This is a genomic window from Enterococcus sp. JNUCC 77, from assembly GCF_054819945.1.
The window spans coordinates 277,473-291,348 of the sequence record NZ_JBTHIG010000002.1 but is presented as its reverse complement, the minus strand read 5'-3'; the positions used below and the strand labels follow the sequence as shown (position 1 = coordinate 291,348).

Below are 13,876 nucleotides of genomic sequence, written 5' to 3'. Positions count from 1 at the left end.
AAACGACATTATCATTTGGTTACTCATAGCAAAAAATTCATCCAAGTCAGTGCATGAATCTTATTAGTCAGCCAAATAGCTTTAGGTAGTTTACCGGTATCTGCAGAAGAAGATACAAGTCATCAAGTAAAAGCAGGAAGCTTGATGAATGAATCTTTGAAATTAGGAATGCTGCGAACGCCTATCACGCCGCAAGTGGCGGAACCTATCACGACAGAAGCTGGATTGGTTACGGCAATTGAAAATGCGACAGCCGGTAGTGTAGAGAATCCTGTGGAGATTATTTTAGGTGATGCGATTACTTTGACCGATACAATTTTTGTATCAGGAAGTGATCGTCATATTTTGCTGAAACCAAAAAATGGAAATACTAAGATAACGAGAGGTTCTTATGCAGCATTTAATGTTGCTAATAGTGCCAGTTTGACTTTGGAAGATGTGACGATTGATGGTGAAGAGAGAGCAACTAACGGTTCACTAATCTATGTTGGAAATAATGGAACGCTAAATTTGAATAGTGGCAGTAAGATTACGAGAGGAAATAGTGGGGATAATTCTGGCGGTGGTATATATGTTTTTAATGGCACTGTAAATATAAATGGTGGGATAATTAGTGACAATAGATCAGAAAATAATTCTGGAGGTGGTATATATGCTCTTGCTTCCACAATAAATGTAAATAGTGGGAGTATCCATAACAATACAGGTCGTAACGGCGGTGGCATCTATGCAGTTACTTCTATAATAAACCTGAATGGCGGTCAAATCGTCAACAATAGAGTCAGTAATTCAGTATACTACGGTAGCAATATCTACCTATATGGATATAGTTCAAGTGAGCAAACAACATTAAACACAACCAATGGCGTTATCTACAATGAAAATATTAGTGGTGTAGATTCAATTTACAGAGCCAATAGCTTTTCCAATTGGGAAGGTCTAAAAGAAAAAGCGATTGTGATTGAAAGAGCTGAAAATCCTTCTGCTAGTTACACTGCTGGAACGGAAAACGAATTAAGTTTTACAGCTGATGCGTCTTCGACCTATAGCCCAACTGTAAACTGGGCATACCGTAACGGCGTCTCAGGAATCGCTTATCAAAATGATGACAACATAGGTTTCTTTGAAGTGGATGGTGTCACGGTGAATCGAAAAATCGTCGACAGTGGTCAGTTGCCTGGAAATACTGCTAATTTTACTTATAATAGTCAGCCTCAGGGAATTACTGAAAGGGAAATTGAAGGCTATAACCAACAGGATTTTGGCGCAATGACCTTTAAGTATGCCGATGCTGGTAGTGAAAATTATCGTGAAGGGATGCCAACTCAAGTAGGAGAATACCAAGCAAAATTTGAGACAGCTGGTGGGAATATTTATCAAGCTTACGAGTCGACAGATGCCATCACATTTTTTATCAATAAAGCGACGCCGACAAAAAGTGACTTTACCTATCCAACCACCACCAATCTCGCTTATCGCAGTGAAGGTTGGACTATTAACAATCAAATTAAACCAAAGGATGCGACTTTAACCAATTATAAAGTGAGGTATGTGAAAGACGGTCGAGAGACAGCGACGATGAAAGAAGCTGGCACTTATCAGATTAAGATCATTGTTGGTGAGAATACGAATTTTAAAAACGCTAGTATTATTACAAATGGAAAAGTTACCATAGCAGATAAACCTCAACCAGCAGCAACTAACTTCAAAGCAACAATTGAAGAAAATTATGTCTACAATGGCGAACAACCAATCATTGAAATCACCAGCGATATAGCAGAACTAGGGGAAATCGACACCATCATCAAGCAAGATGGAAATGAGTCTAATTCTACTAATGTGGGAGAATACCAAGTCTACGCTCGAACAAAGGAAACCGAAAACTACGGTGCAGCCGATATTTTACTAGGAAGTTTCAACATTACTGAGAAACCATTAGCAGTGACGGTGGACGATGTCACCCTTCAACAAGGGGAAACTTTACCAGAAGCAACAATTAATTATGATGGATTTGTGGCAGGGCAAACACAAACTGATTTATTCAGCACCTTACCTTCTGCCCGTTTCGAAAGTGATGGGAAAACAGCGGGAACATTTGGCATCACTTTGAATCCCGGTATCAAAACAGAAATAGGCAATAATTACGCAGTGACCTATGGTTCAGGAAGCTTGATTGTTAAGGAGCAGACCATTCCAGAACCAGAACCAAGTGATCCAGATCGTTTACCACTATACCGTGTCTACAACAAAAACAATGGTGAACATCTTTACACGTTGAGTCAATCAGAAGCTCAAGGTCTGATTGATAAAGGCTGGCAAGACGAAGGCATCGGCTGGTATGGCGGCGAGAAAACTGGCAAAGCAGCTTATCGTTTGTACAATCCAAACTCTGGTGAACATTTCTATACTTTAGATCAAGCTGAGTATGATTCGGTGGGAGAAGCTGGCTGGAATAAAGAGGGGATTGCCTTTTATGCGGCTGAAAATAATGAAATTCCAATTTATCGCGTATTTAATCCGAATGCGCAAGATGCGGGATCTCATCATTATACTTTGGGTACAACTGAAAATACTGGCTTGGTTCGTGAAGGTTGGCGCTCTGAGGGTGTTGGGTTTTACGGGAAATAAATACAAAAGTGAACCTCTAATTATTTTACGATAATCAAGAGTTGATTTGAAAGGGAATAGATCTCTCAACATTTCTGATCAGGTGCGTTTATCAATAGACCAATACAAGCAGTTAGACAACTCTCTTGTCTAACTGCTTGTTTGTTGTTGTTTAAAAATCTAGCACACAATTCAAGTACATCAATAATTATTATCCGTTGCATATTGATAAGCTATCTTTTCAAAAATTAGTTGGAATACTTTAGGATATTAAATATCTATTAAAAATAACTGGAGAGAATTATTGAATGTCTCTCACTTTTCAATAACTTAAAAGAAAGTACCCCATGGTGCTTCAGTTCGTTTTTGGCCGTCACTTTTTCCGGTGGCGAGATAGCCGAAGGTGCCATCTTGGCGAATCTGTCTCAGCCAAACATAGCCGTTTTCGTGAGCGAAGGCATCGTATTTGAGGACTTCGCCGGCTTTTAATGTCGCAATTTTCAAGGCATTTGTCGTAGGTGCGCAGCGTAAATGAATAGCGCTGTGGAGTTTGAAATGCCCGGGTTCACTGATGCCCCATTGGAGATCTTTTAATGGTTCCCCGGTGAAATAATTAAGATTCTTTTGCCCAGTTAAACGATTGAGATCCAGATCTCCGTTATATCCGTTCAACCGTCCACGGCTAGTATATTGGTGGAGGTCGTATCTTTGTGTGACTGACGGATTGACCCCTTGATAAGTTCCAGTGTCTCGTCCGTAAGTTGGCAACCAGATACCGTCAAAGTTTTCGGTGACGAGATTTAGTTGTTTGTACAGGTGATGCCCGATATAAGCCCCCACTTTTGCGCCAGTTAAATCTTTTAATTTTCGACGAAAGGCCTCTACACCACCTCGCATATCTGCCATCGTCACTTCTTCTACATCCAACCAGTAAAATGTTGGCTGAAATTCTTTGGCTCGTTGATAAAAAGTCTGTGCTTCGTGTTCCATATCGTGATGGTTGATCCCACGGACAAAGGCGTAGACCGCCACTGGAATACCGCAGGCTTGGAAATTTTTGATATGGCTAACGTAGTGTTTGTCTAAATAAGCCGAGCCGTATTGTATGCGGACGATTACATGGTCGATCTGTTTGGCTAAAGCGGCGTAATTCATTTTGGCTGGGACTTGCCATTCGCTGATGTCGATAATTAATGGTTTCATATTATTCCTTCTTTCTTAATTTGGGTCACTAGTCAAAGCGTTGTAATGCCATTTAAAAGCTTCCGTGAAATATGTTTGCGAGAATTTATTCAAGGGAAGCTGCTGACAATCTCGTGGTAAGGCCAACAAAATAGTTTGCAAAAAAGGGGAGTGTCCACAATCAGGCAGATTCTTTTTTAAGTCGGTCAATTCTCGTGGACAAAAGGCAAAATCCCTTCGCATCACAGCAAATAGCAGCAAAGCCTCCAAGCTCAACCATCTCAAACTCCTTTTCCGTAAAGTCGAAACAATCAACGGTCCTTGTTCAAACTCAATCAAAGTCTGATGGGGATTTTCATGGATTTGATAAATTTTCAAAGGGTTCAACCAAATCGCTGCTCCCCACGGACTCTCCAGCGGAACCAAAAGTTGATGCCCATCAGTCATCGGGACCTTGTATTGGGGAAACTGCTGAAACTTTCGCACGGTTTTACAGACAATATGATAATCTAAAAAGCTATCACGAAAAAAATGCTCCTGCAATACTTTGAAACTTTTTTGACTAGTGAAAGCGAGCGTGTCGTTACATAAAAACAAAGTGTCTAAACTATTTGGCACAGGCAACACAGCGTGGATCTCACACCGGTTATTTTGGTGAAAAAGGGTGGCTTTCTCAAGATAGAAATCCCACACAGGACTGGCAATATTGCAATCCAAGATGTCAGTATTACAACTGCCATAGGGTCCATTTTTCATTGATTGATCAACTCCTTTAGGTTTGTTATAGAAGTTACTAAACACTTTTTTGGCAAGACATATCAGGTAAGAATACTAAGAATTTAGCAAGTTCTAAATTGGGAAAAGGCGGCAATCGCTTCTAAATTATGAGTACCCGGCCGGAGAAAATAATTACAGGAGGCATTGTGGAAAGAGCAGAAATCGAAACAGCCTTAAAAAATTACCAAGGTCTATTTCACAAGGTATTACATGTCAGTCGCGTGTATCCCTTTAGTCCTGATTACGAAGATTATTTCCAACAGTTGCAGTTGGCATTCTTTCAACGCTGTTTAACCCAAGAAGAAGTTAATTTGCCAGAAATGTTCCGTTATTTATGTTGGCAAGTCAGAGACCATCAGCGGAAAAATTTGCGCCAGCAAAAGATTAAAGAACGAAGCTATGACCGATACCAAGAACCTATCAATAATCCTGAAGCTGAAAGCCAATTAAAGTTATTTTTAACCATCAATTGGCCCAAGCTTTCTCGTGGTGAACAAATATTTTTAAAAGAACGCTGGCTCGCTGGGCGTAGTATCCAAGAAATCGCCGACCAATATCAGGTTAGCCGCAGCACCATTTTTTACTGGCGCAAACAACTAGCCAAACGACTAGGATCTTACTTTTATGAAGATTAAAAAAATGAGCTGATATCAGCATTTTTCTAAGAAATAATCCTTAATAAACTAAAATTCGTAAAAATTCTTAGGGAATAAAAAAACGATAGCCACGCCTATTGTCAGATCGTTGCGGAAATTGATTTACTGTCATGAAAATCGTTTTAAAAGATAACTAAAACGAACTGAAAAAATAAACGGAATAAGATGAGGATAGATGAAAAGGAGGTGAGTAATTATAGATAATTTAGTTCATGCTGAATTACTGAGTGAGGTTTTTTGCTTAAGCTTCTCAAAAATAACAGATGAATGATTAAACAAGTGAAAAATACTCATAAGAATCAGCTGAGGTTAACCAATCTAACTGGTACTTTTTCAAGTAAAATTTTTAGTTTTTTCTTAGATATCAGGTGTAAAAAAATTTTGAAAAGTATCAAGAGGAAAAAATAAATATGTGGGATAAGGGGAGTGGCACACTTATTAATAAATATTTTTTGCTGGGAAATAGCTAGTAGAGATCTCGATCACATACGATCGAGGTCTTTTTTTTTGATAAATTCTTAAAAAACAAACGATTACGTTATATATTTATCCCTATTTAGTTTTTTTAAGATTGTTTGAGGTTCAAAGTAATCCACAAGACCCACCGATTATGAAGTCTCGTTTTAAACGTAATAATAAATCTTTATTTTGAATATATTTTTTGCTTTTTTGTCTAAAATGAAGAGATTAATTATTTATTTAATTAATTATACCGATTATTTAAAAGGTTTATTTTTTTATTTCTGACAACATTTTATTACAATTCGATACCGATATTCCATAAATATTGGTTTAAAAGGATATTTTATGTCGTTATATATTACAAAATATTTTATTTATTTTGAATAATTAATAAATGGATGTTATAATTATAATATAAAAATTACATTGTTTTTTTTGAACATCTTTCCTAAGATGGGAGATGCTTTTTAAAAACGGGGGGGATTAGAATGAACACGCAAAGAAAGAGAAAATATTGGAAAGGGATGCTTTATTCAACGACATTGATTGCCATGTTAGGAACGCCTGTCAGTGCCCTTGCAGCTGTGACTCAAAATATTCAATCAGAGAAGCTAGCAAATGATCAAAGTGAAAGTGGTGAACTTCCGCAAGCTTACACTGATTATGTTAATGCTTATAATGATTATAAAACGAAAAAAGAGACTTACGAAAGCTACACTACTGAAGAAAATTCCTTATATGCAAAAGCTGCTGAAGCCAAAAAGATTTATGAGGAGCAATTGACTAAACTTAAGGAGGCAGAAGACGAATATCTTGGTCTAAAGGGAGCCTATGAGGAAGCTAGGGGAAATTATGATGATATTGAAGAACAATTTAATTTGCTTAACAAACAATATACGGAAATGACTCCTGAATATAAGGCTGCCAAAGATGCTTATGAAGGTTTAATAGCGCCATTTGAAGATGCAAAATCAACCTTGCAAACGCAAGAAGGTCAATATTTAGCGGCTTTACAGAAATATAATAATTTAAAAGCTAGTGTAGCAGAAGGAAGCGATTTGCAAAACGCTTTTCAGACAGCCGAAGCTATCTATAAAATAAAATTAAGTGATTATAAGGATGCTAAAAAAGCTTATGAAAAGAAGCAAAGTGATTATAAAGGTTTAGTGACTGATTATAATAAACTATTAGGCGAATACCAGATAAGTCAAGGACGTTATCAATCGAACCTTTCTGACTATAATGGAAAAAAAGGGCTGTACGAAAAAGCATTAGCAGAATATAATCAAGCTTTAGGGGAACAAGCTGAACTCAATGCTAAAGTGGCTGAGCTCAATCAGACTTATCAAAGCAGCTTAGCGGCTTATAATTCCATAAAAGAGGGTTATGAGGGGGAATACGATGACCTAGCGAACCTTAAGGATTCTTATCAGGTTCAAATGGAGAATTATGATAGAGAACTATCTGGTTTAGAAGGTCAAATTGGTGAGTATAATCGCCAAATTGCCGGATACAATCAGTTGAGGGACGGCTATTTAAAGACTAAACAAGCATATGAAGATATCGTTGCTACTTATCAATCAACCACTGGAAAAATCGAAGCATTATTACCAGTTTATGAAAAGAATACAGCTGACTATAATCAGGCTCAGGCTGCTTATCAAAAAGAAGCAGAAGCTTATAATTCAGATAAAAGGTCTTATGATGAAAACAAGCTTGCTTATGAGAAACAGTTAAGCGCTTTCGAGACTGATGCGGCTATTTATGCGGCTAATCGAGATGCAGCGCAAAAAATTTTAGACCAGTACGCTAAAGGCGATGCCGAATATGAAAGCGCTTATGCAGTCTATATTGAAAATGTTAAATTATATGATCAGACTGTTGAAAAGCATAAACCGGTTAAAGCAGCGTATGATCAATTAGTAGCTGAATTTACGACTACCCAAACGAACTATGATAAAGCTACTGAAAGCTTCACCGCCTTAGAAAATCAATATGTAAGTCTTAAAAGAGAATATGATAATCTAAATGCGCAAAAACAATCTGCTGAATCAAGCTATGAAACACTAAAATCAAACTATCAAACGGCTTCTGATCAATATTCTAAGGTTAAAAATGAACATGCCCGAATTCAAAAACTGCTTAATGAGCTGACAACTGAGAAAAATCGAGTCTCTGGTCTATATGATGCTTTAGTAAATTCTTATAATGAAATAAACGCTAAAATTCCTACAAACTACCCAGAAGTTAAGGCAGCCTACGAAAAAGCAAAAAGTGATCATGGAGCAGCAATGGCAGAATACGCTATCGCCAAAGAAAAAGTTAAGAGTTTGACCGGCACGAAAACCAATTTGGAAGCAGACATACTGGTTTTAAATACAGTCCTTGGTGAATTGACTACAGAGTTAGGTCTATTAAATACAGAAATGGGAGAGGTAAAAAAGGCGAAAACTGAACTTGAAGAGCAGTTAGAAGATCATTCAGATGAATATTTAATAGTTCATGGACAGTTTACTGAAGTTGACAACTTGTTTAAAGAGGCAACAAGGGCACGAGATGCTGTGCTTGATCAGGTAAAAATTGCAGAAGATGAATTACCAATAATTGAGGACCAATACGAAGATCTAAAAATAGCACACGGAAAATTAACGGAACAATATAATGATGCTCAGGCAAAATACAACAAGGCATTATCACTTTATGGCCCAATTGAGGCTCAAAAGGAGCAATTAGAGGAACTTCTAACAGATTTAGGCAATAAAATTAATGACCCGGATGGTCTGAAAGACAAATTGGATGCTGCAAATAATTATTATGAAAATGATTTAAACGATGAGCTTGAAAAAGCAAATGATCTCTATCAAACAGCTTTAACCGAAATCGAAAGCTTCAATAATGATGCTAACGCGGCTGACATGAAACAAGCTTATAAAGCAGCTGAAGCAGCTCATAAGAATATGATGGATCTACAACCAGCTGCTATCTTGGCTATTCAACAATACAATGAAGACATCGAGAGTGCTACCGGAGATATTACGCGAGCTTATGAAGCCGCTGTCGCAGCTATGGGAGTAATTAATGAAACAACTTTCAAACCTTTGATGGAGTTTATTGATACTTATCCGATTAACACTGAGATTCTAATAAACCAAACGATTAATCAGGATACTGTTGATGATGACGCCCAACTAGCTGCATATGAAGATTTAGTTTCAGAATTAAAAACGTGGTGGCCAGAGTATCAAAAGGTATTAGTATCAAGTAAAGAAGTATTTGATGAACAAATAAAAATCATCAAGAAATATCAAACTGACTATAATGCCGTCCTACCTGAAGACAAAGATCCGTTCGATCTAACTGATTTCATTACTGATGCTGAAAAGTTGTTTGTTACTACTGACACAAGTGATACTAACTTGACGGATCTGCAGGCGTATCTTAAAGTAGTAGCCAGGCTGAAAGAATATTTAGTGGAGTTTAAGATTTATCATGATAAGGCTGAGGCACTAATTACAGACGACTATGAGCCATATAAAAAAGCAAAAGCTTTCATTAACGCTACCGCACTTACGGAAAATGGACAGCCTATTGCTGGTAAAGATTACTTTGATTTTACTGGTTTAGGAATAGAGGGTCTGGGTGAAGTTAAGACCGAGGACGATTGGAACAACATGTTAGCCAAGTATGCAAGTACCCGAGCTGAAATTTCAGCTGACCTAGAAGGTTGGCAAGATCAGATGAGTATTGATGGTGATGCATTCATGGCGGTTAAAATAGATTTCAGAGCTGACCTTGACAATATTATTGAAGGAACAGGGGTTAAATTTCTTAAAAGCAGTTTGCCTAACAATGAAAATAATGCCAGCGCCTATATATTTCCTGGTTTATATAAAACAGCGTTTGAAGATAACACTCAAGCTACTCTTGACTCGTTTAATACTTGTCTGGCGAATGGACTTATACGGGCTACTAGCGGCTTGTCTGAGGCTGAGAAAGAGGAAATTCGTGAGGACCCTTTTGGATATTGGGAAACTAATTATTCATGGGATGAAGAATCTCCCTATACCTATTTTCTACTAAACGATAACTTTCCATCAGCAGATCCCCAGATAACAAAAGCGCTGGAAGGGGAACCTGCACTGCGCCTGAACCCGCAATTGAAATTAACACCGATGAGCGTGGAGCAACCGACTTTGGCGATTCCTGAACCGGATGCGCTAAGCCCACTAAGTCTACCTGCTGAGTTAGGCTCAGTCGAGATGGAAGATTTAGATACTGCTCTTAGTGTACCTAGCGTAACCGACCTTAAACCAGAAGCACTTCCTATTTTGCCGACAGTTGAAGACTTATCGGTTAAACCAGTTGAGAACATCGATATTACTAATGAAGAAGTGACACCAATTGACGTAACACTACCAGAACTAGAAACAATGACTGATGTTGGCAAAACAGAATTGGACGTTGGTGACCCTGGAACTAATGAGGATCCAAAAAATGCTGATGGTACGATTAACGAGATCCCTGAGCCAGTTTTACCGCCAACCTTTGATGAGTCGACAGCTTTTGATGATGTGAAAAAACCAGATCTATTTGATCCAACACCAATTAATCAACTTAAAGATCCCGGTGAAGGTGTTGTGTTAGAAGGGAAGAAAGATTATGAAATCACTTCGTCAGCTGAGCCGGTGAAAATTACTATGATCAAACCAAGTGAACCAACATCGATACCACAAATTGATCCACCAGTAATTAAACCAGTGAAGGATCCAAACAAAGATCCGAGAGATAATCGCATCTCAGGTGTGCAAGTAACCAACAATAATTTACCATCAACTAGTAACAAAGGGACCTTGCCACAAACCAACGATATCAGTAATCCATGGTATCAAGCACTAGGTGCCAGCATCATCGGCGCTCTTGGCTTTAGCGGATGGAAAAAACGTAAAAAAGCCAAAGCCGATAAAGATTAGTTAGCTACATTGGGGAGGACAGTTGTCAGCTATACCTCCCCGTTAGCTGACAATCTGTGAAGAACCAAACCAATGGAACTATATATATTTTTCTTTCTTTGGAAGCCTAAGCAGTTTTAGTCATAAGCTGTTTAGGCTTTTTTTATATTAGCTAAATTTATATTTTAAAAATAGTATTATTTATACAGATGACTTTGGTAAAAAGGTCGAGGTTTCATGGTTAAATGAATCGATTCCTAATCACTAGACTTATTTTTAAATAGTGCAATTCCGAAGTACTAAAGTGTTATTTTTTTGCAACAAAAATGACCAATCTATTATTTTTTAAAAAAAATTTTTGATTGTAATTTCAAGCTATTAAATTCCGTTAAAAAATCTTTTATGATATTCTAATTTCATTAAAAATTATTTCGATTTTTGAAAGGTGAGCCAATATGAAAAATGTAAAATTATTAGGTTTTAGTGCAATAGTAGGAATGGGATTAGTCATTTATGGCGGTACTGCAGCAGATGCAGCAACCAATGACTTATTTAGAGTCTATAATCCAAACAGCGGTGAGCATTTTTTTACTGAAAGTACAAGTGAAAGAAATTGGCTTGTGGCACAAGGATGGAAATACGAAGAAGTCGCTTGGGCAACACCTGACCAAGGAGAGGCAGTTTATCGCCTATACAATCAACATACTGGAGATCATTTTTACACGAAAAGCGTAACGGAATATGATTGGTTGAAAACACAAGGCTGGATTCAAGAGGGAGAAGCTTTTTATAGCGACACTGATAAAACCAATCCAGTTTATCGTAGCTATAATAAAAATGCTAAAGCTGGCGCCCATATGTATACGACTTCTATTATTGAACACAATTCGTTGATTAGTATCGGTTGGACCAATGAAGAAGTATCATTTTATGCAGCGAATCCTGGAAATAATACCGAAGTGGTAGATAAAGACGAATTGAATGCAGAAATCGCAAATGGGGAAAACATCTCTAAAGATGACTACACTGAGGCAACATATCAAAACTTAGCAACAGCTCTTGCCGCTGGTAAAAAAGTGGCGGCTGATCAAAAAGCAACCCAAGCCGAAGTAGATGCAGCGACTGAAGCAATCAAGACGGCATTAAATAGTTTAGCGCCAGGAACAGTAGATAAAACAGCTTTATCAGCAAAAATAACTGAAGCTCAAAATTATGATGAATCAATCTACACATCAGATACGGCTGCAGCTTTAGCGACAGCCATCACTGAAGCACAAAAAGTTTTTAATGATGCTGCAGCGACCCAAGCACAAGTAGATGCACAATTAAAAAACCTAGAAGATACGATTTCGGCATTAAGAGTGTCAGTAGATCCGATAGCCTTACAAAATTCCATCAACAAATTGGCAGCAGCAAACACTGCTTCTGGAAATAATCTAGTCGCAGAAAACTATGCAACCAACACATGGGATACTTATAATGCGGCTTATCAAGATGCAGTCACGATTTTAGCTGCAGCGGGAACTGATCCGACAGTCACCCAAGCAAAAATTGATACTGCCAATACCACTTTGCAAGAAAGCTTCGACAATCTAGTTTTTGTGAGAAATTTGAGTGATTTATATCAATACACGATGACTTTATCAGTTTATCAGTCGATCGTGACTGATGAAATGAAGGCAGAAATAGTCTACGACAGTCAAACGATGGCAGCCTTAGATTACTATCAAATGGGATTAAAAGGAAATTACGAACAATTATTTGAAGCAGATGGTCGCACACCTACTGCTGATGCGGCTGATATAGTGACTCAAGTAAATATTGATGACATGATTAGCCAAATCAAAGAAACCTTGATTTCAAACTTAAATATTGAGTATGATAAAAATCAAGCCAATATTATTGGAAAAGTTTTAACTATCTCAACCGATGATGAACTAACAGCAGTAGTGCCACAAATCACTGTGCCAACTATTAATTGGGCTGCAGAATAATTTAATTTTTTCAAATGATTCAAATTGACAGCTCCCTAAAGTAGATGAAAATCTATTTTAAGGAGTTATTTTTTTGTCGAGAGATTAGAAATTAGGGAATCTTGCCGATGAATGATGGTCGATACAGAATGAGACGAGCAATTTTTTATATTTTTAAGTTGACAAACGACTTTTATCTTAGTATGATATTTATGAAATCGATACCATAAGGCGGTGAGATATTGGCAACGATAAAAGATGTTGCAAAGAAAGCAGGATTATCTGTTTCGACAGTTTCAAGATTTTTAAATAATCATCCGTATATTTCCGAAGATAAACGTAAACGAATTCAGGCAGCGATGGAAGCGTTGGATTATACCCCTAGCTCAGTAGCGACGCAATTACGTTCAAAAAAGGGGACGATGATTGGGATTCTTGTTTCTCGGATTGTAAATCCATTTTTTGCTCATTTGGTTGATTCGATTGAAAAAAATGCCAGAAAACATGGTTACAATGTGTTGGTAATGCAGACTTATGATGATAAAAAGGCTGAGACCAATATGTTGGAAATGCTGAAGCAGCAGGTCATTGCCGGTTTAATTATGTGCTCTATCGAAGGTGATCCGAAAGTCATCGAAGCTTACCGCGAATATGGTCCAATCGTTTTATGCAATGAACAAATTCCCGGCTCAAAGTTGCCACAAGTTTATACAAACCAAGCGACTGCCTCTTTTGAAGCAACCAACTATTTAATCCAAAAGGGTTATAAAAAAATTGCTTATTGTACTGGTGGGAGTTTGACTCGAGGCGGACATGGAAATTCTCGGACAGAAGGTTTTGAAAAAGCTTTACAAGAAAGCAATTTGCCAATGAAGATTGAGTGGATTTTTAAGCAAGTCCATACGATTGAAGATGGTAAAAAAGTCGCGGATAAACTTTTAGCTTTGCCGAAAGACCGGCGTCCTGATGCAGTATTTACTAGCAGTGATGAAGTGGCTAGTGGTATTTTAGAGAGATATTTAGCCAAAGGTCAGTCAGTGCCGGAGGATTTAGCCATTATGGGTTTTGATAATCAGCCTTTTACTAGTATGTTGGCAGTTCCTCTAACCACGATTCAACAGCCGGTGGATGCTTTAGGAAGAGAGTCCACTAATTGGTTAATTGCCCAAATGGAAGGAAAAGTTTATCAGTTAAACAAGTCTGAATTAGTTTTAAATTTAATTACCCGAAAATCTGCTTAGCCAGATTTTTTTAGCAAATGTGGTATCGA

General features: G+C 37.7%; 7 protein-coding genes. 5 read left to right on the top strand and 2 right to left on the bottom strand.

The window, feature by feature from the left end; genetic code table 11:
• Nucleotides 1-144 precede the first annotated feature (144 nt).
• The gene (locus ACVWNY_RS14420) at nt 145-2,628 is read left to right on the top strand and encodes an MBG domain-containing protein (RefSeq protein ID WP_454072239.1); all 2,484 of its coding nucleotides are present in this window, start codon (nt 145-147) and stop codon (nt 2,626-2,628) included.
• Nucleotides 2,629-2,937: 309 nt separating this feature from the next.
• On the opposite strand, the gene ACVWNY_RS14415 is transcribed toward ACVWNY_RS14420, so the two are convergent.
• Together ACVWNY_RS14415 and ACVWNY_RS14410 are read right to left on the bottom strand one after the other, a co-directional pair.
• Complete coding sequence (locus ACVWNY_RS14415) at nt 2,938-3,810, bottom strand: GH25 family lysozyme (protein WP_454072238.1); 873 nt, start codon at nt 3,808-3,810, stop codon at nt 2,938-2,940.
• A gap of 15 nt (nt 3,811-3,825) precedes the next feature.
• Nucleotides 3,826-4,545: a hypothetical protein gene (locus ACVWNY_RS14410; protein ID WP_454072237.1), complete on the bottom strand. Its 720-nt coding sequence runs from the start codon at nt 4,543-4,545 to the stop codon at nt 3,826-3,828.
• Nucleotides 4,546-4,712: 167 nt separating this feature from the next.
• On the opposite strand from ACVWNY_RS14410, the gene ACVWNY_RS14405 reads away from it, so the two are divergent.
• The 4 genes from ACVWNY_RS14405 to ACVWNY_RS14390 all read left to right on the top strand — a co-directional run bounded on the left by ACVWNY_RS14405 (nt 4,713) and on the right by ACVWNY_RS14390 (nt 13,847).
• On the top strand, nt 4,713-5,201 hold the full coding sequence (locus ACVWNY_RS14405; protein ID WP_218327262.1) for a helix-turn-helix domain-containing protein: 489 nt from the start codon (nt 4,713-4,715) through the stop codon (nt 5,199-5,201).
• Nucleotides 5,202-6,172: 971 nt separating this feature from the next.
• Complete coding sequence (locus tag ACVWNY_RS14400; protein WP_454072236.1) at nt 6,173-10,654, top strand: LPXTG cell wall anchor domain-containing protein; 4,482 nt, start codon at nt 6,173-6,175, stop codon at nt 10,652-10,654.
• Between the two features lie 434 nt (nt 10,655-11,088).
• Complete coding sequence (locus tag ACVWNY_RS14395) at nt 11,089-12,627, top strand: hypothetical protein (RefSeq protein WP_454072235.1); 1,539 nt, start codon at nt 11,089-11,091, stop codon at nt 12,625-12,627.
• 221 nt (nt 12,628-12,848) lie between these two features.
• Nucleotides 12,849-13,847: a LacI family DNA-binding transcriptional regulator gene (locus tag ACVWNY_RS14390; RefSeq protein WP_454072234.1), complete on the top strand. Its 999-nt coding sequence runs from the start codon at nt 12,849-12,851 to the stop codon at nt 13,845-13,847.
• Nucleotides 13,848-13,876 lie beyond the last annotated feature (29 nt).